This is a genomic window from Mumia flava (assembly GCF_002797495.1).
Classification (GTDB): Bacteria; Actinomycetota; Actinomycetes; order Propionibacteriales; family Nocardioidaceae; genus Mumia; species Mumia flava.
Window position 1 is genome coordinate 1825595 of the sequence record NZ_PGEZ01000001.1, and the last position, 21853, is coordinate 1847447.

The 21853-nt window shown below is 72.4% G+C and carries 23 protein-coding genes and 2 tRNA genes; 13 read left to right on the forward strand and 12 right to left on the reverse strand.

What is annotated here, in order from left to right; genetic code table 11:
- Positions 1-38: 38 nt before the first annotated feature.
- Positions 39-1637, reverse strand: a complete 1599-nt coding sequence (locus CLV56_RS20845) for a bifunctional phosphatase PAP2/diacylglycerol kinase family protein (protein ID WP_170224774.1) — start codon at positions 1635-1637, stop codon at positions 39-41.
- Between the two features lie 43 nt (positions 1638-1680).
- On the opposite strand from CLV56_RS20845, the gene serS reads away from it, so the two are divergent.
- Positions 1681-2955 carry a serine--tRNA ligase gene (gene serS, locus CLV56_RS08595; RefSeq protein WP_039359240.1) on the forward strand — a complete coding sequence of 425 codons (1275 nt, stop codon included), beginning with the start codon at positions 1681-1683 and terminating at the stop codon, positions 2953-2955.
- Positions 2956-2957: 2 nt separating this feature from the next.
- Positions 2958-3770 (forward strand): HAD family hydrolase, encoded by an 813-nt coding sequence (locus tag CLV56_RS08600; RefSeq protein WP_100415100.1) that lies wholly within the window; start codon positions 2958-2960, stop codon positions 3768-3770.
- Between the two features lie 267 nt (positions 3771-4037).
- Here CLV56_RS08600 and CLV56_RS08605 read toward each other — a convergent pair whose 3' ends face one another.
- The 7 genes from CLV56_RS08605 to mobA form a co-directional block, all read right to left on the reverse strand.
- Positions 4038-4949, reverse strand: a complete 912-nt coding sequence (locus CLV56_RS08605) for a sulfite exporter TauE/SafE family protein (RefSeq protein ID WP_039359237.1) — start codon at positions 4947-4949, stop codon at positions 4038-4040.
- 139 nt (positions 4950-5088) lie between these two features.
- Positions 5089-5682: a WhiB family transcriptional regulator gene (locus tag CLV56_RS08610; protein ID WP_157805117.1), complete on the reverse strand. Its 594-nt coding sequence runs from the start codon at positions 5680-5682 to the stop codon at positions 5089-5091.
- Between the two features lie 182 nt (positions 5683-5864).
- Complete coding sequence (locus CLV56_RS08615; RefSeq protein WP_039359235.1) at positions 5865-6422, reverse strand: bacterial proteasome activator family protein; 558 nt, start codon at positions 6420-6422, stop codon at positions 5865-5867.
- A 14-nt stretch (positions 6423-6436) separates the two neighbouring features.
- A complete protein-coding gene (locus CLV56_RS08620) occupies positions 6437-7312 on the reverse strand; it encodes an aldose epimerase family protein (protein ID WP_039359233.1) in 876 nt (291 codons plus the stop codon).
- Positions 7309-8286, reverse strand: coding sequence for an NAD(P)H-quinone oxidoreductase (locus CLV56_RS08625; RefSeq protein ID WP_039359231.1), 978 nt, complete (start codon positions 8284-8286; stop codon positions 7309-7311). Before CLV56_RS08625 ends, CLV56_RS08620 begins: the two co-directional genes overlap by 4 nt.
- 32 nt (positions 8287-8318) lie before the next feature.
- Positions 8319-8579 (reverse strand): DUF6457 domain-containing protein, encoded by a 261-nt coding sequence (locus CLV56_RS08630; protein ID WP_100414698.1) that lies wholly within the window; start codon positions 8577-8579, stop codon positions 8319-8321.
- Positions 8576-9151, reverse strand: coding sequence for a molybdenum cofactor guanylyltransferase (gene mobA / locus CLV56_RS08635; protein ID WP_039359229.1), 576 nt, complete (start codon positions 9149-9151; stop codon positions 8576-8578). Before mobA ends, CLV56_RS08630 begins: the two co-directional genes overlap by 4 nt.
- Positions 9152-9196: 45 nt before the next feature.
- Here mobA and CLV56_RS08640 point away from each other — a divergent pair, with 45 nt between their 5' ends.
- The 5 genes from CLV56_RS08640 (at position 9197) to CLV56_RS08660 (ending at position 11938) form a co-directional block, all read left to right on the forward strand.
- Positions 9197-10027, forward strand: a complete 831-nt coding sequence (locus tag CLV56_RS08640; RefSeq protein ID WP_039359227.1) for a carbon-nitrogen hydrolase family protein — start codon at positions 9197-9199, stop codon at positions 10025-10027.
- On the forward strand, positions 10024-11109 hold the full coding sequence (locus tag CLV56_RS08645; RefSeq protein ID WP_100414699.1) for a hypothetical protein: 1086 nt from the start codon (positions 10024-10026) through the stop codon (positions 11107-11109). Before CLV56_RS08640 ends, CLV56_RS08645 begins: the two co-directional genes overlap by 4 nt.
- Before the next feature lie 102 nt (positions 11110-11211).
- Positions 11212-11300 (forward strand) — tRNA-Ser (locus tag CLV56_RS08650).
- Between the two features lie 4 nt (positions 11301-11304).
- On the forward strand, positions 11305-11787 hold the full coding sequence (locus tag CLV56_RS08655; RefSeq protein ID WP_039359226.1) for a hypothetical protein: 483 nt from the start codon (positions 11305-11307) through the stop codon (positions 11785-11787).
- A 64-nt stretch (positions 11788-11851) separates the two neighbouring features.
- Positions 11852-11938, forward strand: a tRNA-Ser gene (locus CLV56_RS08660).
- Between the two features lie 72 nt (positions 11939-12010).
- On the opposite strand, the gene CLV56_RS08665 is transcribed toward CLV56_RS08660, so the two are convergent.
- Both CLV56_RS08665 and CLV56_RS08670 read right to left on the reverse strand, forming a co-directional pair.
- Positions 12011-13816, reverse strand: a complete 1806-nt coding sequence (locus CLV56_RS08665) for a tannase/feruloyl esterase family alpha/beta hydrolase (RefSeq protein ID WP_100414700.1) — start codon at positions 13814-13816, stop codon at positions 12011-12013.
- 10 nt (positions 13817-13826) lie between these two features.
- Positions 13827-14801, reverse strand: coding sequence for an ABC transporter substrate-binding protein (locus CLV56_RS08670; protein WP_039359223.1), 975 nt, complete (start codon positions 14799-14801; stop codon positions 13827-13829).
- Positions 14802-14935: 134 nt separating this feature from the next.
- Between CLV56_RS08670 and CLV56_RS08675 the strand changes: the two genes are divergently transcribed.
- Complete coding sequence (locus tag CLV56_RS08675) at positions 14936-15397, forward strand: MarR family winged helix-turn-helix transcriptional regulator (protein ID WP_100414701.1); 462 nt, start codon at positions 14936-14938, stop codon at positions 15395-15397.
- A 116-nt stretch (positions 15398-15513) separates the two neighbouring features.
- On the forward strand, positions 15514-16134 hold the full coding sequence (locus CLV56_RS08680; RefSeq protein WP_039359220.1) for a hypothetical protein: 621 nt from the start codon (positions 15514-15516) through the stop codon (positions 16132-16134).
- Positions 16135-16185: 51 nt separating this feature from the next.
- On the opposite strand, the gene CLV56_RS08685 is transcribed toward CLV56_RS08680, so the two are convergent.
- Complete coding sequence (locus CLV56_RS08685; RefSeq protein WP_211288022.1) at positions 16186-17031, reverse strand: PaaX family transcriptional regulator; 846 nt, start codon at positions 17029-17031, stop codon at positions 16186-16188.
- Positions 17032-17136: 105 nt separating this feature from the next.
- Between CLV56_RS08685 and CLV56_RS08690 the strand changes: the two genes are divergently transcribed.
- Genes CLV56_RS08690 through CLV56_RS08705 form a run of 4 tightly spaced genes read left to right on the forward strand, consistent with a single transcriptional unit; the run spans position 17137 to position 21006 of the window.
- Complete coding sequence (locus CLV56_RS08690) at positions 17137-18048, forward strand: SDR family NAD(P)-dependent oxidoreductase (RefSeq protein ID WP_039359216.1); 912 nt, start codon at positions 17137-17139, stop codon at positions 18046-18048.
- Positions 18045-18941, forward strand: a complete 897-nt coding sequence (locus tag CLV56_RS08695; RefSeq protein WP_039359214.1) for an amidohydrolase family protein — start codon at positions 18045-18047, stop codon at positions 18939-18941. Before CLV56_RS08690 ends, CLV56_RS08695 begins: the two co-directional genes overlap by 4 nt.
- 43 nt (positions 18942-18984) lie before the next feature.
- Positions 18985-19440 carry a MaoC family dehydratase gene (locus CLV56_RS08700; protein WP_039359211.1) on the forward strand — a complete coding sequence of 152 codons (456 nt, stop codon included), beginning with the start codon at positions 18985-18987 and terminating at the stop codon, positions 19438-19440.
- A gap of 27 nt (positions 19441-19467) precedes the next feature.
- Complete coding sequence (locus CLV56_RS08705; RefSeq protein WP_039358387.1) at positions 19468-21006, forward strand: acyl-CoA synthetase; 1539 nt, start codon at positions 19468-19470, stop codon at positions 21004-21006.
- Between the two features lie 15 nt (positions 21007-21021).
- Here the strand turns inward: CLV56_RS08705 and CLV56_RS08710 are convergent, their stop codons facing one another.
- The gene (locus tag CLV56_RS08710; RefSeq protein WP_100414702.1) at positions 21022-21819 is read right to left on the reverse strand and encodes an IclR family transcriptional regulator domain-containing protein; all 798 of its coding nucleotides are present in this window, start codon (positions 21817-21819) and stop codon (positions 21022-21024) included.
- Positions 21820-21853: the final 34 nt, after the last annotated feature.

The following is a 21853-nucleotide window of genomic DNA, read 5'->3' on the forward strand; positions in this document are numbered from 1 at the left end:
CATCGCCGCAGGTCAGACGTGGTTACTTGAAAGTAGGATCAACGCGGCACGCGGACCAGCAGCACGCCCGGCTCGACCCGCGCGCGCAGCTTGGTGTGCTCGCCGACGGGGTCACCGTCGAGCTGCATCGGCGTCGGCTCGTTCGCCTTGACGACCACCTCCTGCCCGGTCATCCGGTCCAGCCGCTCGTCGATGCGCCGACGGCGGGTGAACAGGCGCAGACCCACCGACAGGAAGGCGAGCTTGTGCGGCGGTGCGATCGCCACCACGTCGAGCGCCCCGTCGTCGATCTGCGCGTCGGGGAGCAGGGGCAGGCCACCCTGCAGGAAGCCGACGTTGCCGATGACCACGGTCAGCGCGCGCCGCTTGACGAAGTCGCCGCCGTCCACCGAGATCCGCACGCGGGTGCGCGGGAACCGGAACAGCTGCTTGACCGCCGACAGCACGTACGCGAGCCACCCGACGCGCTTCTTCAGGTCCTCGTCCGCGCCGGTCATGATCGCGGCGTCGAAGCCCAGCCCGGCCATCACGAGGAACGCCGTCTCGGGCTCGTCGTCGAGCCGGACCTGGACGATGTCGACGGCACGGTCCTGTCCGACGAACGCGTTGTCGACGGCGTCGACGACGTGCAAGGGGATCCCGAGGTTGCGGGCGAGGAGGTTGCCGGTGCCGAGCGGGACCACGCCCACGCTCACGCCCGTCCGCGCCAGCTCGTCGCACACGACCCGGACCGTCCCGTCACCGCCGGCGACCACGACCAGGTCGGCGTCCGACTCGAGCGCTGCTGCGGCCTGCGAGACCCCCGGGTCGTCCGCGGTGGTCTCGAAGAACACCGGCGCCGCCCAGCCGTGTCGCTGCGCCGCGTCCGCGACCCGGGTCCGGAAGGTCTCGACGTCTCCGACCTTCACCGGGTTGAGAACGACCGCGACCTGCCGCTGACCCGTACCCGCGACGGTCGGGTGCGCGGGCGGCTCCTCGGCGAAGACGGCAGCGGTGACGACCAGCCAGAGCACGACGGGCACCAGGATCCCGAGCGCGACGCCGGCGACCACGTCGGTCAGCGAGTGCACCCCGAGCAGGACCCGGTCGGCCGCGGCGGCCAGACCGACGGCCACCCACACGACGACGAGCAGGCGACGCACCAGGCCCCGTCGGACGAGGACCAGGGTCACGATCGTCATCACCGTCGCGAACATCGCACCCGCGGCGGCGTGACCGCTCGGGAACGCGTACCCGCCGATCGTCGAGATCGGGTCGTCCCAGACCGGACGCGCGCGGCCGATCGCGGCCTTCATGCCCCAGACGGCGAGGGCCTCGACCACGACGCTGAGCACGATCCAGATCGCGAGCCGCCAGGCGCGGCGGTACGCGGCGTACGCCGCGACGGCGAGCAGAACCACGCGCAGCACCAGCGGACCGAGCCACGTCGCCACCCACTCGAGGACCGCGACGAACGTGCCGTGCCCGTGGACGAGGTCGTAGGCCGCGTCGCCGACGGTGCCGTCGACGTCGGCGACCCAGGAGGCGTCGAGCCACACCGAGACGGTGAGCACGAGGAGGACGAGGAACAGCCCGCCCACGAGCCACGGCACGGGGCCGCGGCGCGCGTGCTGGGCACGTCGGAGGTCGATCGGCACCCGATCAGGGTAGTGGTCAGGGGCGCGCCGATACGCTGGGGCAATGATCGATGTCCGGACGCTGCGTGACAACCCCGACGAGATCCGCGACGCCCAGCGGCGTCGCGGCGAGTCCGACGCCGTGGTCGACGAGCTCGTCGCCGCCGACGAGCACCGCCGGTCCGCGATCGCGTCGTTCGAGGCGCTGCGCGCCGAGCAGAAGTCCCTCGGCAAGCAGGTCGCGCGCGCCTCCGGCGACGAGAAGGCCGCGCTGCTGGCGCGGACGAAGGAGCTCTCGGGTCAGGTCAAGGAGGCCGACGCCGCCGTCCGATCGGCCGGTGAGGCGTTCACCGCACTGCTTGCCGGCGTCCCGAACCTCGCGTCTCCCGAAGCACCCGCCGGCGGCGAGGACGACTTCGAGGTCCTCGACGTCGTCGGCGAGCCCCGCGACTTCGCGGCCGAGGGGTTCGAGCCGCTCGACCACCTCGAGCTCGGCGAGCGGCTGGGCGCCTTCGACATCGAGCGCGGAGCCAAGGTCAGCGGTGCACGGTTCTACTTCCTGACCGGGGTCGGCGCGCAGCTCGAGCTCGCGCTGGTCCAGATGGCGATGGACCGTGCGACGGCGTGGGGCTTCACCCCGATGATCCCCCCGGCGCTCGTGCGACCGGAGGCGATGGAGGGCACCGGATTCCTCGGCCAGGCTGCCGACGACGTCTACCACCTGCCGAAGGACGACCTCTACCTCGTCGGCACGTCCGAGGTCCCGCTCGCCGCGTACCACTCCGGCGAGATCCTGGACGCCGAGTCGTTGCCGCGCCGTTACGCGGGGTTCAGCCCCTGCTACCGGCGCGAGGCAGGCTCGTACGGCAAGGACACCCGCGGGATCTTCCGGGTGCACTGGTTCGACAAGGTGGAGATGTTCGTCTACACGACGCCCGAGGACTCCTACGCGATGCACGAGCAGCTGCTCGCGTACGAGCGCGAGTGGCTCGACCTGCTCGAGCTCCCGTACCGCGTGATCGACGTCGCGGCGGGCGACCTCGGGCTGTCGGCGATCCGCAAGTTCGACTGCGAGGCCTGGATCCCGACGCAGCAGAAGTACCGCGAGCTCTCCAGCGCCTCGAACTGCACGCAGTTCCAGGCGCGACGCCTGTCGATCCGTGCCCGTGACGGCGAGCAGGTCGCGCCGCTCGCGACCCTCAACGGCACGCTGATGGCCTCGACCCGGACCATCATCGCGCTCCTCGAGAACCACCAGCAGGCCGACGGCTCGGTACGCGTCCCCGCCGCCCTGCAGCCCTACCTCGGCGGACGCGAGAGGCTGGAGCCCACCACGTGACGATGACGACCGCCCCCGGCGAGCAGACGGACACCGCCTGGGTCCCGAAGCTGCTCGCGCTCGACGTCGACGGCACGATCGTGGACTACGACAACCGGATGACCGACGTCGTCCGGGAGGCGGTCCGCGGTGCGGCCGACGCCGGGATCCACTGCGTGATCTCGACCGGCCGGGCCGTGCCGGGGGTGATGGACGCGGTCGAGAAGCTCGGGTTCTCCGACGGGCTCGCGGTCGCGAGCAACGGCTCGGTGGTCTTCTCCTACGAGCCCGTCGAGCTGCTGCACACCGTGACGTTCGACGCAGGACCGGCCGTACGGGCTCTGCTGGAGGCAGTCCCGGACGCGGCTGTCGCCGTCGAGGAGATCGGGGTCGGCTACCGGATGAACAAGCCGTTCCCGACCGGAGAGCTGAGCGGCACGATGGTCAGGCAGAGCATCGAGGAGCTCGTCGCCGAGCCGGTCACCCGCGTGATCGTCCGCAGCCCGGACTCCTCCGCGGAGGAGTTCGCAGAGCTCGCCCACGGACTGGGTCTCGAGGGCACGAACTACTACGTGGGCTACACCGCGTGGCTCGACCTGGCGCCGGACGGCGTGTCGAAGGCGGCGGGGCTCGAGAAGATCTGCGAGCGGCTCGGGATCGACCGGGCGGACGTGCTCGCCCTCGGTGACGGCTCGAACGACGTCGAGATGCTCGCGTGGGCCGGCCGTGGCGTCGCCATGGGCGATGCGCCGCTGCACGTGCAGTCGGCAGCCGACGACGTGACCGAGACGGTCGAGAACGACGGTGTCGCCGTGGAGATCGCCCGCTACCTCTGACGGACCGCTCGGCCGCGACTGGATTCGAGCGTGAAGCTCGACATCTCCGTCGCCCGGACAGCGGCAGTGTCGAGACGTCCGTCGTCGCCGCGGACATGTCGAGACCCCGGTGGATGCGTGAACCACCGGGGTCTCGATCGCTCGCTCCGCTCGCGCCTCGACCAGCGGGAGGGAGGCGTCCGCTCGCGCCTCGACCAGCGGGAGGGAGGAGTCCGCTCGCGCCTCGACCAGCGGGAGGGAGGAGTCCGCTCGGGAGGATCGAGGCCGTCAGGCCACGAGCTCCTCGGCCTCGTCGACCACGCGGCGCTCCTCGTCGCGGTTCTTGCGGTACTGCGTGACGGACCAGACGACCGCCGAGACCCACAGGGCGGCGACCACGACGTACGTCACGGCGGCGACCTGGCCCGACGCGGCCACCCAGTCGCTGCGCAGCAGGGTGCGGACGTTCGTCAGCACGATCAGGCCACCGACGAGCGAGCCGAGGACGCGCGGCGGGATGTGGCGGACCAGCCAGGCGGCGATCGGCGCCGCGATCATGCCGCCGATCAGCAGCGCGAGCGCCCACGAGTAGTTCACGCCCTGCGAGCCGATCCCGACGATGAAGCCGAGGCTCGCGGCGACCGCGACCAGGAACTCGCTCGTGTCGATCGACCCGATCGTCTTGCGGGGCTCGAGCCGCCCGCTCGCGAGGATCGCCGGCGTGCCGACCGGTCCCCATCCGCCACCGCCGGTGGAGTCGACGAACCCGGCGACCAGACCGAGCGGCGTGAGGAACCGCTTGCGCAGCGGCTTGCCGAGGTTGTTCTTCGGCAGGCCGGCGACCGTGAACCGCACCAGCACGTAGACGCCGAGCGCGAGCAGGATCAGCGACATCAGCGGCGCGGCGGTCTCGGTCGAGAGCTGCGAGAGGAACGTCGCGCCGGCGAACGCACCGATCGCGCCCGGGATGCCGATCTTGGCGACGACCTTCCAGTCCACGTTCCCGAATCGCCAGTGCGCAGCCCCGGAGACGAGCGTGGTGCCGATCTCGGCGAGGTGGACCGTCGCCGAGGCTGCGGCCGGGTTGGTGCCGATGGCGAGCAGCAGGGTCGTCGACGTGACGCCGTACGCCATGCCCAGCGATCCGTCGACGAGCTGGGCGCCGAGCCCGACGAGGGCGAGCAGGAGCAGACTACGCATTGTGTCCTCACTAGATTTGGTAACTAGATCAAGTTGATGCACTTTAAGCGCAAAGAGAAGCGGCGCGCAAGCGCGCCGCGCCCCTTTCTTCGTGGAACCCGCCCCGGCGACCGCACGGTCGCCAGGGCCCACGCCCGCGCTACGCCGTCAGCGCACGCGCCCGGGCGTCCCCGACAACCTCGTCGAACGCGTCCAGCACCGCCTCCAGACTGGGCCGCGCGTCGTCCTTCTCGGCCGGGCGAGGCTCGGGAAGCTCGCCCCGGTAGCCCCGCAGATGGCGTTTCACCGTCGACAGCGAGCAGCCGAGCCGCTCGGCGAGCTGCGCGAACGTCTCCTTCGGATAGGCACGTCGCACCGCCACGATCGCGTCGTGGTCGATGCCGCGCCCACCCGCCCGGACGCCGGCGATCGCGTCCAGGTCCACGCTGGCGACGGCGACCCCGAGGCGCTCGCGCAGCAGCGTGCGGTCGGCCTCGGTCGTGCACGCCGCGTAGCCTGCGACGTCGGCCTCGACCACGGCGCGGTAGAGGCACGCCGTGAGCAGCGGGCACGCCGCGCAGGCCTGCCTCGCCGCGGCGAGGGCGTTGTGTCGTGCCAGCCAGCTGTCCGGGGTGTCGCTCGCCTCGTCGGCGGGCTCCGCCAGCAGTCCGTACACCTCCGGCAGCAGCGCACACGCGGGAACGACGTCCTCGCTCAGCGCGATCCGGCGGCCGGCGAGTCTCGAAGTCGACATCTCCATGATCCTGCATCCCCTTCAACCGATGAGATACAGAGATCGAACCAGCGGCGCGGACCCTCCGATCAGCGCGGAAGTACTCAGATCCGCGGCGGGTCTACTCAGCGATCACTCAGACGTGTCGCCCAGGTCACACGCTAACGCACCCAGGGGTCACGCCGGCCCGGGTCAGCGACGGGTCAGAGGTACATCCCGCCGCCGTGGCCCTCGCCGCCGCGCGTCTGGTCGCCCGGGTGGGCGCCCGGCCCGGGCGGCTGCCCGGGTGCGCCCGGGAGCGCGCGCCGCATCTGCTGCAGCTGGCTCTGCGCCGCGACCTGCTGGGCGTAGATCGCCGTCTGGATCCCGTGGAAGAGACCCTCGAGCCAGCCGACGAGCTGGGCCTGGGCGATCCGGAGCTCGTCGTCGCTCGGCGTCTGCTCTCCGAAGGGGAGGCTCAAGCGCTCGAGCTCGTCGATCAGCTCGGGTGCGAGCCCGTCCTCGAGCTCCTTGACCGACGTGCGATGGATCTCCGCCAGCCTCGCCCGGCTGGCCGCGTCCAGGGGCGCGGCCTTCACCTCCTCGAGCAGCTGACGGATCATGCTCCCGATCCGCATCACCTTCGCCGGCTGCTCGACCAGGTCCGTCACCGACGTCGGCTCGTCCTCGTCCGGCTCGGGAACCGGTCCGCCGTCCGGGCCGATCACCTGACGCGTCTCGGTGCGGTCGTGGAAGCCTTCGCCTGACGTCTCGGCTGACATGCGCCCCACTGTAGTCAGCGACCGCGGACGTCCCCAGACTCCGCCCGGTCGATCCCGCAGGACATCGTGGCCGCCTCTCCCGGCCGGAGCCGGATGAGCCCGATCCCGCTGGCGAAGGCGTCGGGCGGGCACGTGCAGGGCTCCACCGCCGCGCAGCCGCCGGACTCCGGGGTGTAGACCTGCATCCACCGCACCGCCGCGTCGCCCCACAGCCGGGTGCGGCCGAGCCGCACGCCGACCCGGCCGTCCTCGGCATCGCGGACCAGGTCGCCGTACGCGGTGTCCAGACCCGCGCCGGCCGCCCGCCGTGCCGTACGGAAGTCGACCCTGCTGCCGTCGACCTCGGCGACGCCGGTCGGCAGGAGGCGCTCGGGATCGGTCCGCACGTAGGTCCGCGCCGCCACCTGGAGGTCGTCGTCCGGGCCGTGCCGCACGTACGGGTGGAAGCCGCACCCGAACGGCGCGACCACGTCCCCGATGTTCGTCCCCGTCACCGCGACGGTGAGACCGAGCTCGGCGTCCAGCGCGTAGCGGACCTCGACATCGACGTCGAACGGGTAGCCCTCGGAGCGGGGCACGGCGACCCCGACCCGCACCTCGTCGGCCCGGTGCTCCCGGACCTCCCAGTCGATCGCGGTCACCAGCCCGTGCAGCGCGGTCCCGCGCTCCGGCTCGGTGACCGGGAGCCGCAGGCTCGACCCGTCGAAGACGTACGCGCCGTCGGCCAGGCGGTTCGGCCACGGTGCCAGGACCGCACCGCGGTAGTCGGGGTGCGCTCCGTGGCCGTCCTGCGGGACCACGACGTCCTCGTCGCCGAACCGCAGCTGCGCCAGGCTCCCGCCGTACGGGTTAGACGTCGCCGTCCACCGCCCGGCCGCGATCGTGATCACGGTGTCAGGACGACCTTGCCGATGTTGCCGCTGTCGTCGAGGATGCGGTGCGCAGCAGCGACGTCGTCGAGGCCCAGCACCGTGTCCACGACCGGCACGAGCGTCTCGTCGGAGTACAGCGGCCATGTGCTCTCCACCAGCTCGGCGACGATCCCCGCCTTCTCGCGGGCCGGACGCGCCCGCAGGCTCGTCGCGGCGACGCTGCCGCGCTTGGCAAGCAGACGGGACAGGTCGAGCTCGCCCCTGGTGCCGCCCTGCATCCCGATCACGACGATCCGACCGCCGACCGCGAGGGCCTCGACGTTGCGCGGGAGGTACTTCGCTCCGACGATGTCGAGGATCACGTCCGCCCCGCGCCCCTCCGTCGCGCCGGCGACCTCCTCGACGAAGTCCGCCTCGCGGTAGTTGATCGCGACGTCGGCGCCGAGCATCCGGCACGCCTCGACCTTGCGGTCGGACCCGGCGGTGGCCACGACCGTGGCTCCGAACGCCTTGCCCATCTGGATCGCCGTAGTCCCGATCCCCGACGCGCCGCCGTGCACGAGCAGGGTCTCGCCGGGCTGCAGGTCACCCAGCATGAAGACGTTGGACCAGACCGTGGCCGCGGTCTCCATCAGCCCGCCCGCCTGCACCGGATCCATCCCGTCCGGCAGCGGCGCGAGCTGGCCCTCGGGGACCGCGACCTGCTCGGCGTAGCCTCCCGCGGACAGGAGGGCGACCACCGGGTCGCCCGGGCGCCACCGCGTCACGTCGGCCCCGACGGTGCGGACGACGCCCGAGCACTCGAGCCCGAGCACGTCGGTCGCGCCCTTCGGCGGCGGGTAGAACCCCTGCCGCTGCAGCACGTCCGCGCGGTTCACGCCCGCTGCGACCACGTCCAGCACGACCTCGTCCGGTCCCGGCTCGGGGATGGGTCGCTCGACCACCCTCAGCTGCTCGGGACCGCCCGGCTCCTCCACGACCACAGCGCGCATGCGCTCACCGTACTTCCCGCCGGCGACGACGCTCAGGGGCGGCGCGAGGCAAGGTCGCGCACCCGGCGCAGCGCGTCGCTCACGTCACCGCCGGTGCCTCCGGCCGTCGCCGCCGCGTAGCCGACCAGGAAGGCGGTCAGCGGGGCGGCGGGCCGCGCCACCGCGTGCGCGACGTCACGAGCCGCGTCCAGGATCTCCCCCAGGTCGTAGTCCGGTGCGATGCCGAGCTCGCGGCACACCTCGTCGCTCCACGCCTGGAGGTCGTTCGCGGGCTCGTCGGGCTGGTCCGTCATGGGCCCGACGGTACGTCCTCGGGCGTGTCCACGTCATGGGTCTCGCCTGCGCGCGCCGGAACCTCCACGGCCTCGAGCTCCCCGAGCAGGGACCGCACGGACGCGTCCGACCAGTCGCGCCTACGTCCGAGCGCCCGGTCCAGGCCCGCACGGCGCCAGAGCCCGCACAGCAGCTGGAGCCGCCCGACGTCGTCGATCAGCAGCGCCCCGTCGGCGCTCGACCGCGTCGCGAGCCCACGGTGCAGACGCGCCACGGTCCCGCCGTCGACGTACGGCAGGTCGCCGGCGACCACGACCACGAGCCGGTCGACCGGACCCGGCAGGAGCCGCAACGCGGCCGCGACGGCCTGCGCCGGGCCCGATCCCGCGGGGTGCTCACGCGTCCAGCGGACGGGCCGGACGGTCCGGCGGGCAGGACCGACGACGACCGTACGGTCGGCCCCGGCCGTCGCGGTCAGCACCCGGTCGAGCAGGGTCGCACCGTCGACGGTGACCGCCAGCTTGTCGCCGCCGAAGCGCGAGGCCCGCCCGCCGGCCAGCACCACGGCGTCGTACCCGGAGGTCTCGGTCACACTCCACCCTCCCGCACCCTGGGGTCGGGCTGCAAAGATGGAGGGATGCAGGTCGCACTGGTGCAGCTGAGCGCGACGAGCGATCCCGACGACAACCGCAAGCAGGTCGACGAGGTCCTCGGCCGCCTCGACGGATCGGATCGCCTCGACCTCGTGGTGCTTCCCGAGGCGTCGATGCGCGACTTCGGGGACCCCGACGACGACCTCGCGGCCGACGCCGAGACGCTCGACGGTCCCTTCGTCACCCTGCTGGCGCAGCACGCGCAACGCCTCGACGCCACCGTCGTCGCCGGCACGTTCGAGCGCCCGACCGACGGCACCGGAGCGGCCGAGAGCGACCGCTCCCTCCCGTACAACACCCTCGTCGCGCTCGGCCCGGACGGCTCGCTGCGCGCGGCGTACCGCAAGATCCACCTGTACGACTCGTTCGGCTACCTCGAGTCCGAGCGACTCTCGGCGGGAGCGGTCTCCCCGGTCGTGGTCGACGTCGCCGGGCGCCGCGTCGGCCTGATGACCTGCTACGACCTGCGCTTCCCCGAGATGTCGCGGATGCTCGTCGACGCGGGCGCGGACGTGCTCTGCGTGCCGGCCGCGTGGGTGCGTGGTCCGCTCAAGGAAGACCACTGGGAGACCCTGCTGCGAGCGCGCGCGATCGAGAACACCGTCGACGTGATCGCGGCCGACCAGTGCGGGCGATACGTCGGCCGCACGATGGCCGTCGACCCGTTGGGGGTGGTCGTCGCCTCGGCCGGCGAGGCACCGGGCGTCGTCCGGGCGAGCCTGACGACCGACCGCCTCACCCTCGCGCGCCGCACGAACCCCTCGCTCGCCAACCGCCGGATCACGTCCGGCTCGACCGGCGGAGCCCCGGCATGAGCGGTGCTCGCACCCAGCAGGGCGGTCGCCGCGCCGCGCCGCGCCGGCGCGCGGCGGACACGCTCAGCTACATCCCGCCCGTGCGCGAGCCGCGCTTCACCGTCAAGGCCCTGCGCGCGGCCGGGATCAGCGGGCTGTTCCTCGCCTGGCTCGCCGGGTTCGCCGTCGCGCTCACCTCGGTCGTCGCCGTCGGGTTTCCCGACACCTTCGCGCGCTACGGCGCGGGGCTGCTGACCGTCGTCTTCGTCGTCGGGACCGCCCGCCGCAGCGGCGGACGCGCGACGCTGTGGGGCGTGCTCGCGCTCGCACTCGTCGGCGTCGCGCTCTTCACGACCTGGTCCTGGGCGATCGCCGCCGGGTCCGTGGTGGCGGCCGTCTTCGCGGCCGTCTGGGCGGTGCTGATCACCCGGCCCGCGGCCCGGGTCGGGTCGGTGGTCCGGGAGTACGTGATCGCACTCGTCGTCGCCAGCAGCGGCACGGCCGCCGTGGCCGCATGGGACGCCACCGTCGAGTACCGCCGCTACTACCTGATCGTGCTGATCGTCGCGCTCGCGATCACGTTCGGGATCGTCTGGAGCCTGGGAGCGGGACTGCACGGGCTCGGCCGCCGCGGCGTCGCCCTGATCATCGGCGGCGCCGCCCTGCTCGCCCTCGTGCTGCTCTACAGCACCGCCGTCCGCCAGTACGGCTCGGCCGAGGTCGTCGACGCGATCGACCGGACGGCGGCGTGGCTCCACGACACCACCGGCGGCGTCCCGCGTCCCGCCGAGGTCCTCGTGGGCTTCCCCGCGCTGGTCTGGGGGATCAGCACGCGCTCGCACCGCCGCCAGGGCTGGTGGATGTGCGCGTTCGGCGTCGTCGGCACGGCGGTGATGACCACCGCGCTCGCGTCCCCGAACGCCGACACCACCTACGTCGCGCTGTCGACCCTCTACTCGGCGATCCTCGGCCTGGCCATCGGCCTGGTGATCCGCTCGCTCGATCCGGGCTCGACCTCGAAGTCCGGGCAGCGCGCCGCACGCCGCGCCTCGGCTCAGGACGAGATCCGTCCGGAGCCCGCGCGGTCCCACGCCCTGAAGTAGCCCCGCCGCGACGGCACCGCCTCCGCCCCGGCCCCTCGAACCACCGTGCACGGGCGCGGATGGAACAATCGGCACCGGGTCGACGCCACGGCGACGGTCCGAGGAGGGGTGCCGGAGTGGCCGATCGGAACCGCCTTGAAAGCGGTCGCTGGCAGAGATGTCAGCCGCGGGTTCGAATCCCGCCCCCTCTGCCCCATGAACGACACCACGAAGAGCACCAGCACGTACCGCCTCGCCCTCGTCCACGCGATGCGGCTGTTCGGCGTGCGCATGATGATCGCCGCGGCGCTCGCGATCCTCGCCGCCGTGCTGCTCACGATCGGCGGCGCCGCCCAGGTCTGGGGCTTCGTCGTCGCGGTGGTGTGCGGACTGACGGTGGTCGTGTCGTTCGTGGCGGTGCTGAGGCCGGCCCGGATCATCACGCTCACGACCAGCGGGTACCAGGTCCACCGGCTCCGTGACGCCGGCGTGCGGTCGGCGGCGTGGACCCTGGTCGAGCGGGTCGACGACAAGCCCAACGAGCACGGCGGCACCGATCTCGTGATCGGGCTCGAGCAGGGACGCACCACGCGCGTGCCGATGGCGCTGCTCGGACCGCGGGCCCTGGAGCTCCAGCGGGAGATCCGCGCCCGTCTCGACGCAGGGCACGGATACCGACCGCTCGAGCCGCCCGCCTGAAACCCGTCCGCGGACCCAGTCGGCGCACGCGCGCCGGGCACCTTGTACGCTGGGGCCGCACCCGGGAGGTGTCGCATAGTGGCCTAGTGCGCCCGCCTGCTAAGCGGGTTGAGGTTGAAACCTCTCGCGGGTTCAAATCCCGCCACCTCCGCAATACGCCGACGCGGCACGTGGTTCTCCACGTGCCGCGTCGGCGTTCGTCACTTCCGAGGGTCCGGGCGAGCTAGGGCCTCGCCCCCGGGCCGGGACCGTGCCGGTGTCCGTGGCCGTGACCGATCCCCTTCCCGCCCCCGCTGGGCTTGCAGACGAAGCTGGAGGCGACGTCCGGGTCGCCGCCGCGGTAGCGAGCGACCGACGGGTACGGACAGAGCGGCCGCGACCGGTCCGCCGCCCAGTCGGCCGGCACCTCGGCGTTCACGCCGCCGGGGTTGCCTTCACCACGGGCGGTCGCGACGATCCGGTCCGGGGCGTCCCCACCCTCGACCCAGGCGATCAGCGCTCCGAGCCCGTCGAACTGGTCGGTCGCCGGACCACCCCGTACGTGCCCCATGCCGGGCACCTCGAAGTAGCGGACGAAGTCGTCGGCCTTGTTGCGGTAGGCCCGCTCGAGCTCGGTGTACCAGCGTGCGGTGTCGTCGGACGAGAACACCGCGTCGGCGGTCCCGTGAGCGACGATCATCTTCGCGCCGGTGTCGCGCAGCGTGTCGAGGTCCGTCGGGTTCGGCGGCGTCATGAACTCCATGCCGCTCTCCGTGTACAGCTCGTTCGTCGCGTAGATCGCCGACGCGAGACCGTCGACGTCGACGCTCAGCGCGTAGCCCCGCGAGTCCGCCAGGATGCCGGGCGACTCGGGCGGTGTCGAGAAGATCAGACCGGCAGCGCCGGGATCCAGCGAGACCGACGCCCCGAACTCCCAGCCTGCCCAGCCGGACTGCGTCAGACCGAGGTCGTACGGGAACGAGCTGTAGATCGCCTCGCCGTCGCTCGTGCGCGCACCGGCGAAGATGTCGCTGACGACCTCCTTCTGCTCGCGCGTCAGGCAGCTGCCGTCCCGCTGCTCGGCGCAGGTCGGCACGTCGCGGTCGAGGTCGAAGACGTCCTGACAGCGGGCGACGTCCTGGACCATGCCGTCGCGCAGCCGGTCCAGACGGTCGCACCGGCGAGCGACGGCGTCGGCGACCACCTGGCGCTCGTCCTGGGTGAACGCGGTCGCGAGATCCCCGCCGTCGGAGGCGACCGTGGCGTACTGCTGGGCACCCCAGATCTGGGCGACCGCCGCCTGCGGCAGGTTGAAGCCCGGCGCGATCGCGAGGAACCCGTCGTACTGGTCGGCGTAGCGTGCCGACGCGACCATCGTGTGCCGGCCCCCGTTGGAGCCGCCGGCGATGTAGGACGTGTCGGGGGCGCGGCCGTAGGCCGCCTCGACCAGGCTCTTGGCCATCGGGGTCAACGTCCCCACGGCCTGGTAGCCGTAGTCGAGACGCGCCTGCGGGTCCAGACCGAACAGCGGGCCCCTCGATCCGGTGTGGCCGGCGTCGGAGCTGAGCACGGCGAAGCCCGTCTGGAGGCCGTTCTCGAGCTGGCCTCCGGTGAACGTGCCGGTCGCGGGCACGACGCTGCCGTCGATGCCGCCGTTGGCCTGGTAGAGGTAGCGGCCGGACCAGTCGGTCGGCAGACGCATCTCGAAGCCGATCCGGTACGTCTGGCCGTCGACCGGACTGACCCTCTCGTTCATGAACCCGGTGACCCGGCAGTGCTCGCCGACGGGCTCGCCGGCGTTGGTCAGCGTGCCCGCGGCCACGGTCTCGGCCGCGGTGATCGTCGTGCCGGGGTAGGCGAAGGACGCGAGCGTCTCGCACGCCTCGAGCGTGCCCGGCTGGGCCGGCGCGACCCGGGGGGTGCCGTGCTTCGGGCCGTGGCCCTTCCCGGCCGGGGTCGCTTGAGCGCTCGCGGCGCCGAGTCCCAGGCCGAGCGCCGCGACGAGCGCGGTCGTGCCGGCCGCCAGCCGGCGTTCGGGGGTGGTCGTCATCGTGGCTCCCTCACCCTTGGTCCGCGCTCGCGAAGAGGCCGTCGATGTCGGGATCGTTCTCGATCCACCCCTCCTCGGCCATCAGGGCGCCGATCGTCTCCGCCTGCTCGAGCCGCAGGTCGGTGCCGAATCCCTCGAGCTTGAGGTTCGCGGCCGCCTCCTCGGGGATGTTCGGGTTGACCGAGGTGATCTGGGCGCGGACGGCGTCCGGGTTCTCCTCGGCGAACTCGAGCGTCTCGTTCAGTGCGGCGGTCATGTCCTCGACCAGCTCGGGGTCGTCCTCGGCGAGCGTGCCGGAGGTGAACATGTACTGCAGCGCCATCCCCGGGGCGGCGACGACGCAGGGCGGGGTCACCATGACGTTGCCCTCCGCGAGCAGCATCCCCATGAACGGCTCGGGGACCCACACGGCGTCGACCCGTCCGCCGGCCAGGGCCGCGGGCATGTCGGGGAAGCCGAGCTCGAGGAACTCGACCGCGTCGGGATCGCCGCCGTCCTGCCGGACGGCCTCGCGGATCGTGAGGTCGCCCATCGAGTTGAGGGTGTTGACCGCGACCGTCTTGCCCTCGAGGTCGGCCGCGCTGTCGAGGCCCCCGTCCGCCCCGGCGATCACGGCGTTGACGGCCTCCTCGGGCGTCTCCTTCTCGTCCGACCAGTTCGTGATCACCCGGACGTCCAGGCCCTTGTCGCGTGCGGTGAGGAGCGAGACCGGGTTGCTCGAGGAGAAGTCGAGCTCCTGCGACATCACGGCCGGGAGCAGGGCGGCGCCGCCCTGGCCGGTCTCGATCTCGAGCTCGATCCCGTGGTCCTCGAAGAATCCCTCCTCGATCCCGGCGTACATCGCCGCGGTCGGAACGATCGGGAGCATGCCGACCGACACGGTGCGCACGCCGTCGGCGTCGGCGCTGTCGGAGTCGTCGTCCCCACCACAGCCGGTGAGGGAGAGCGCGAGCGCGAGGCCCGCCGCGATGCAGAGTCGTCTCATGGATCCGTCCTCCAAGATGTGTGATGCGTCACAGCATGGAGCCGATGATTCAGAATGTCAACGATTCTTCTTTTGACATATTTCTGCGACCCTAAGATCGTGAAGACACCGCACGGGCGCCGCGAGGAGACCAGATGAGCGAGACCACCGGAGGCACCGTCGAGGACCCCGCGACCGCGGTCGTCGGCGACACCGGGCTGATGCTGTCGGTCGCCGCCGCGGCCGCGGGACGCAACGTCAACGTCGCCCTCGAGACGGTGGCGCTGCGCGCCCGGACGTTCTCGATCCTCGAGCTGGTCGCGTGCGTCGACGGGATCAACCAGCGTCGCCTCGCCGACACCCTCCAGCTCAACCCGAGCCAGATCGTGGCCCTCGTCGACGACCTGGTCGGCGAGGGACTCGTCGAGCGCCGCCCCGACGAGACCGACCGGCGCAACCGCCTGGTGTGCGCGACGGAGAAGGGCCGGATCCGCTACGCCGAGGCTCGCGCGCTCGCCGACGCCGCGCTCGACCGTACGCTCGCGTCCCTCGACGCGGCCGAGCGCGCAACCCTCCACGCCCTGCTGCGCCGCGTCGTCACCAACCGCTCCGACTGAGGCGGCAGCGGCCCGCTGCGCCCGCGCCGGTAGGCTCGCTGCCCCCCCGATCCGCACGACCCGCCCGGCTGCAGGCCACGCTCCCGGACGGAGGGCCGTGCCCAGGAGGAGTCATCGTGAGGTCTTCCCGCACCGCGCTCATCACCGGCAGCCTGGCCGCCGTCGTCCTCGCGATCGGCGTCGTGCTGGTGGTGGTGATCGGTGCCGACGAGCCCGAGGGCGGCGACTCCACGGCGACGCCGCGCTCCCTCGCGTACGTCGTGGCGGAGCACGTCGACCTCGAGCCGACCAGAGCCGGCGTCGACTGGGCGGCCGACGACTACCGGCGCGCCTTCCCCCATCCGAAGCGCGCCGTGGCGGCATCGATCAACTTCGCGGGCGAGGGCAACATCGTCACGGTCGGGGTCTCGCCGGAGGGTCCTCGGCAGAAACCTGCGTGCGACGACGGACTCTGCGCGGACCTCGGCGGCGGCGTGACCGTGACGTGGGACGAGCTCTCCCCGCAGGAGGACCCCGGCCTGGTGGTCGTCGTCGCCGACCTCGGCACCCACACGGTGCTCGTCAAGTACTCCGGCCCTGCCATCACGAGCGACCCGCGGGACCTGGACCTTCCGATCCCGACCGACACCCTGGTCGACATCGCGACCGACCCGAGAGTGGCGCCGACGACCTCGCAGGAGGCCGTCGACGCCGGGGACACGCTGGACTACTGGCTCCGCGGCAACCCGGTCGTCTGACGGTTCGCCGCCCGTCCGGACGAGCCCACCCTCGGCCGGCTCGCGCGACGACTAGGCCACCGGGATCACATCCAGCACGGCGTCGGCGATCAGCGCCGAGGACGCGTCGTACGCAGCGGCGAGCTCGCGGAAGATCTCGTCGGCGCGGATCGCCGGCCAGTCGTCGGGGAGCAGCTGCGCGGGCAGGTGAGGATCCTGGCGGACGAGCTGCAGCCAGTCGGTGTGCAGCACCAGCTGGCGCGCGAGGTCGTCGGGAAGCCCGGGCAACGGGGCCGCTGCGCCCCAACGGTCCACGAACGCGCGGTAGCGGGCCGCGATCGCGTCGGTGTCGAACGCACGGTCGACCAGGTCGCGATCGTCGGTCGGCGCCGCCGCCCGTGACGACAGCACCGTCACGTGCTCGGCCAGTCCGAGCTCGGCGACCACCGCATCGACCGGACGCGCACCGGCAGCGATCCACTGGCCGCTGTGCAGCGGGCCGAATCCCTCCCAGACCAGGCGGGAGCGGAGCTCGTGCCGCTCGCGGCGCCGGGTGTCGGGCAGCGAGAACGACACGACCGTCCAGGTGCCGTCCCAGTCGCGGTTGACCGCGCCGGTCTTCCAGATCCGTGCCTGTCCGTCCTCGAGCACGTCCTCTGCCCGATCGGTGAGCCCGACGTAGACCCGCCGCCCGTCCCGGTGGCGGGCCAGGAGCCCGCGCTTGACCATCCGCGCGAGCGTCGAGCGGACCGCCTCCTCGGAGACGCCGACCCGCCCGAACACGTCGATGACGCTCCCCGAGGAGACGGCGACACCGGCTCCGAGCACGTACACGCCCAGGAAGCTGAACATCAGCGACTGCGGTCTCGCCGACGACGACTCCTCGGCGAGACCGGACGGCATCCGGTCGGTCTCCACGGGCGTGAGGATAGACCGGATCGAAGTTGGGCACAATCTTGACGTTCGTCGTAGAAGTGCCTAAGTTGGCCGGGCAAGCCAGCAGACCGAGAGAGGGGTCACACGATGGATCTGACCGGGAAGGTCGCCGTCGTCACCGGGAGCGGCCGCGGGCTCGGCCGTGCGTACGTCGAGGCGCTCGCCGGCGCAGGAGCCTCGGTCGTCGTCAACGACGTCGACGCGACGGTCGTCGACGAGGTCGTCGAGGCGGTCCGCGACGCCGGCGGGCGCGCCACCGGCGTCACCGCCGCGGTCGGCACCACCGAGACCGCCGACGCGCTCGTCGCCGCCGCCGTCGACACCTACGGCCGGCTCGACACGATGGTCACGAACGCCGGCATCCTGCGCGACCGCGTGCTCTGGAAGATGTCCGACGACGACTTCGACGCCGTGATCGACGTCCACCTGCGCGGCACGTTCACCTGCGCCCGGGCCGCGGCCGTACGGATGCGCGAGCAGGGCGAGGGCGGCAGCATCGTGGTGGTCTCCTCGCCGGCCGGGCAGCGCGGCAACTTCGGCCAGACGAACTACGCGGCTGCCAAGGCCGGCATCGTGGCGTTCGCGCGGACCTGGGCGATGGAGCTCGCGAAGGCGGGGATCGACGTGAACGCGATCGTCCCGGTCGCCGCGACCGAGATGACCAAGACGATCCCGGCCTTCGGGCCGGTGATCGAGGAGGCGGAGCGGACCGGCAGCCCGTACCCGGACTGGATGCGCAAGGACGAGGGCCTCGGCACCGTCGAGGACGTCGCGTCGCTGCTCGTCTACCTCGCCTCCGACGCGTCCAAGGGTGTCACCGGCCAGGCGATCGGCCTCGGCGGCGACCGGCTGGCGGTGTGGTCGCACCCGAGCGAGAAGGCCGTCGCCTTCCGCGACGGCGGCTGGAGCGCCGAGGACATCGCCGACGCGTGGTCCGCGGACCTCGGCGACCAGGCCGAGACCTACGGGATTCCCGCCCCGACGGTGCCGCAGTCGTGACCGCGCCCACCGACCGGCCGACCTTCGACCTGGACGCGGTCGCCGCGATCGACGTCCACACCCACGCGGAGGTCTCGCGCGACGGGCACGGCTCGCTGAGCCCGGCGCTGTTCGGCGCGTCCGAGGAGTACTTCAAGGCGCACGGCCACCGGCAGCCGACGATCGACGAGATGGCCGACTACTACCGCGAGCGTTCGATGCTCGCCGTGGTGTTCACCGTCGACGCCGAGCACGCCACCGGGTGGCCGCGGATCTCCAACACCGAGATCGCCGAGGACTGCGCCCGGCACGGCGACGTGCTGCTCCCGTTCGCGAGCATCGACCCGCACAAGGGCCGCGCCGCGGTCGCCGAGGCACGGCGGCTCGTCACGGAGCACGGAGTCAGGGGCTTCAAGTTCCACCCGAGCATCCAGGGCTTCGCGCCGAACGACCCGATGGCCTACCCCCTCTACGAGGCGATCGAGGAGCTCGGCGCCGTCGCGCTCTTCCACACCGGCCAGACCGGCATCGGGGCCGGCGTCCCCGGCGGCGGCGGGATCCGGCTCGCGTACTCGAACCCGATGCTCGTGGACGACGTCGCCGTGGACTTCCCGACGATGAAGATCATCCTGGCCCACCCGTCGTTCCCCTGGCAGGACGAGGCCCTCGCCATCGCGACCCACAAGCCGACCGTGCACATCGACCTGTCGGGGTGGTCGCCGAAGTACTTCCCGCCGCAGCTGGTCCGGTACGCCAACTCGCTGCTGCAGGACAAGGTGCTGTTCGGCTCCGACTTCCCGGTGATCAAGCCCGACCGCTGGATGGCCGACTTCGACCGGCTGGAGATCAAGCCCGAGGTCCGCCCGAAGATCCTCAAGGACAACGCCGCCCGCCTGCTCGGCCTGACCGGCTGACGCGCGCGGCCATCCGTACCCCCTGGAGAAAGGAACCACCCGCATGACCACCACCGTGAACGGGATCGACGAGATCAAGGCGCTGGCCGGCTCCGACCTCGGCGCGAGCGACTGGATGGAGATCACCCAGGAGCGCGTCAACACCTTCGCCGACGCCACCGGCGACCACCAGTGGATCCACGTCGACCCCGAGAAGGCGAAGGACGGTCCGTTCGGCACAGCCATCGCCCACGGCTACCTGACGCTGTCGCTGATCATCCCGTTGTTCAACGAGCTGCTCGTGATCGACGGCGTCTCGATGGGCGTGAACTACGGCCTCGACAAGGTCCGCTTCCCCGCGCCGGTGCCGGTCGGCTCGAAGATCCGTCTGGTCGGGAAGGTCGGCGACGTCGACGACGTGCCCGGCGGGGTCCAGATGCGCGTGACGTTCACCGTCGAGGTGGAAGGCGGCTCCAAGCCCGCCTGCATCGCCGAGGCGATCTACCGCCAGTACGCCTGAGGCGGGCGCCGCAGGGGAGGGGACGTCGTGCGCAACCAGGGAATCGGGTCGTGGCCGGCCCGCCGGAGCCGGTCGACGCCGCAGGCGACCGCGCTGGTCTACGGCGGGCGGACCACGACGTACGCCGCGCTGCACGCCCGGGTGACCGCGCTCGCGCACGCGCTGCGGGCACGTGGGATCGACCCGGGGGACCGCGTCGCCTACCTCGGGCCCAACCACCCGGCGTTCGTCGAGACGATGTTCGCGACGCACGCGCTCGGCGCGATCTTCGTCCCGCTGAACTTCCGGCTCGCGGCACCCGAGGTGGCGTACATGCTCGACGACAGCGGCGCGAGCCTCCTGGTGCATGCACCGGAGAACGCCGACGCGGTCGCCGCGCTCGAGGCGTACGCGGGTGCGCGGATCGCCCTCGGCGCGCCGGGCGCGGGCGACGAGGCGTACGAGGACCTGCTCGCGAGCAGCGGCGCCGACGACGACCCGTCCCGGGTGCCCGCGGTCGACGTGCCGGTCGCTGCGTCGGACCCGGCCCTGATCCTCTACACCTCGGGCACCACGGGTCGGCCCAAGGGCGCCGTGCTCACCCACGACAACCTGCTCGCGAACGCGATCAACCTGCTCGTGGACGTCGACGTGGCGACCGACGAGGTGACGCTGGTCGGCGCGCCGCTGTTCCACGTGGCCGCGCTCGACCAGACCCTGATCCCGACGATCCTCAAGGGCGGCACCTGCGTGATCATGCCGACCTGGGACGTCGACGCCTGCTTCGACCTGATCGCCGAGCACCGGGTGACCTGGATGTTCGGGGTGAGCGCGATGTTCGCCGGCCTCGCCCAGTCACCACGCTGGTCCGGTGCGGACCTGTCGAGCATCCGCACGGTGATGTCGGGCGGCGCACCGGTCCCCGAGTCGCTGATCCGCACCTACCAGGAGCGTGGGCTCACGTTCTGCCAGGGCTACGGGATGACCGAGACCGCGCCGGGCGCGACGTTCCTGCGTCCGGAGCAGTCGATCGCGAAGGCCGGGACCGCCGGGACGCCGTGCTTCTTCGTCGACGTCCGCGTCGTCGACGCCGACGGGGCCGACGTCGCGCCCGGGGTGCCCGGCGAGGTGCTCGTCGCAGGCGCGAACGTCACGCCCGGCTACTGGAACCGCCCCGACGCCACCGCCGCCGCGTTCACCGACGGCTGGCTGCGTACCGGCGACGTCGCGACCGTCGACGACGACGGCTACCTCACGATCGTCGACCGGGTGAAGGACATGTTCATCTCCGGCGGAGAGAACGTCTACCCGGCCGAGGTCGAGGCGGTGCTCTTCGCCCACGACGGCGTCGCCGAGGCGGCCGTGATCGGCGTGCCGGACGAGCGCTGGGGCGAGGTCGGCGCGGCGTACGTCGTGGCGCGCCCGGGTGCCCGGCTCGACGTCGACGACCTGCGGGCGTTCGCGCGGACCCGCCTCGCGGGCTACAAGGTGCCGGCGCACTGGCACCTGGTGGACGACCTGCCGCGCACCGGCTCGGGCAAGGTCCGCAAGCCCGACCTGCGGACGATGACCGACGACCCCCGGTAGACCGGCGGCGGCGCCTCAGACGTCGCGCGCGTGCGCGGTGACGCGCACGTCGTGCTCGATCGCCTCCGTCGTGGACAGCAGGTGCGGGAGCAGCCGGTCCCGGGCCTGCTCGCTCTGTCCGCCCGAGGTCGCGATCGAGACGTTCACCGCGGCGACCACCCGGCCGTCGCGGTCGCGCACGGGCGCCGCGACCGCGCACAGCCCGAGCTCCAGCTCCTGGTCCAGGAACGCCCACCCCTGCGCGCGCACCCGCACCAGCTCGGCGCGGAGCTCGTCGGGATCCGTGATCGTGCGCGGCGTGAGTGCCGCCAGCCCGCCGGCGGGCAGCGCCGCGTCCAGCTCGTCGTCGGGGAGCCCGGCGAGCAGCACGCGACCCATCGACGTCGCGTACGCGGGGAACCGCGTCCCCACGCTGATCGCGACCGTCATGATCCGCCGCGTGTGAACCCGGGCGACGTAGACGATGTCGGAGCCGTCCAGCACCGAGACCGACGACGACTCGTGCACGTCGTCGGTGAGCCGTCGCAGGTGCGGTGTCGCGATCTCGGGGAGCGACACGCTCGACAGGTAGGCGTAGCCCAGCTCGAGCACCCGCGGCGTCAGCCAGAACTCACGCCCGTCGGTCGCCGTGTAGCCCAGGGAGACCAGCGTGTGCAGGAACCGACGCGTGGTCGCGCGGCTCAGGTCCGCCTGACGGGACACCTCCGACAGCGTCATCCGCGGATGGTCGGCGTCGAAGGCGCGGATCACGGCCAGTCCCCGCTGCAACGACTGCACCGACTCGACCGGACGGGTCTGCTCGGGGTCCGTCACGCCGGCACCCGCCCCGGGCCCCGGTCGACGCCGG

What these genes read in the sequence shown, in the direction of transcription:
- serS (WP_039359240.1), top strand. Translation starts at nt 1,681, where the DNA reads ATGATCGATGTCCGGACGCTGCGTGACAACCCCGACGAGATCCGCGAC.
- CLV56_RS08600 (WP_100415100.1), top strand. Translation starts at nt 2,958, where the DNA reads ATGACGACCGCCCCCGGCGAGCAGACGGACACCGCCTGGGTCCCGAAG.
- CLV56_RS08605 (WP_039359237.1), bottom strand. Translation starts at nt 4,949, where the DNA reads ATGCGTAGTCTGCTCCTGCTCGCCCTCGTCGGGCTCGGCGCCCAGCTC.
- CLV56_RS08610 (WP_157805117.1), bottom strand. Translation starts at nt 5,682, where the DNA reads ATGTCGACTTCGAGACTCGCCGGCCGCCGGATCGCGCTGAGCGAGGAC.
- CLV56_RS08615 (WP_039359235.1), bottom strand. Translation starts at nt 6,422, where the DNA reads ATGTCAGCCGAGACGTCAGGCGAAGGCTTCCACGACCGCACCGAGACG.
- CLV56_RS08625 (WP_039359231.1), bottom strand. Translation starts at nt 8,286, where the DNA reads ATGCGCGCTGTGGTCGTGGAGGAGCCGGGCGGTCCCGAGCAGCTGAGG.
- CLV56_RS08630 (WP_100414698.1), bottom strand. Translation starts at nt 8,579, where the DNA reads ATGACGGACCAGCCCGACGAGCCCGCGAACGACCTCCAGGCGTGGAGC.
- CLV56_RS08640 (WP_039359227.1), top strand. Translation starts at nt 9,197, where the DNA reads ATGCAGGTCGCACTGGTGCAGCTGAGCGCGACGAGCGATCCCGACGAC.
- CLV56_RS08645 (WP_100414699.1), top strand. Translation starts at nt 10,024, where the DNA reads ATGAGCGGTGCTCGCACCCAGCAGGGCGGTCGCCGCGCCGCGCCGCGC.
- CLV56_RS08655 (WP_039359226.1), top strand. Translation starts at nt 11,305, where the DNA reads ATGAACGACACCACGAAGAGCACCAGCACGTACCGCCTCGCCCTCGTC.
- CLV56_RS08665 (WP_100414700.1), bottom strand. Translation starts at nt 13,816, where the DNA reads ATGACGACCACCCCCGAACGCCGGCTGGCGGCCGGCACGACCGCGCTC.
- CLV56_RS08670 (WP_039359223.1), bottom strand. Translation starts at nt 14,801, where the DNA reads ATGAGACGACTCTGCATCGCGGCGGGCCTCGCGCTCGCGCTCTCCCTC.
- CLV56_RS08675 (WP_100414701.1), top strand. Translation starts at nt 14,936, where the DNA reads ATGAGCGAGACCACCGGAGGCACCGTCGAGGACCCCGCGACCGCGGTC.
- CLV56_RS08690 (WP_039359216.1), top strand. Translation starts at nt 17,137, where the DNA reads ATGGATCTGACCGGGAAGGTCGCCGTCGTCACCGGGAGCGGCCGCGGG.
- CLV56_RS08700 (WP_039359211.1), top strand. Translation starts at nt 18,985, where the DNA reads ATGACCACCACCGTGAACGGGATCGACGAGATCAAGGCGCTGGCCGGC.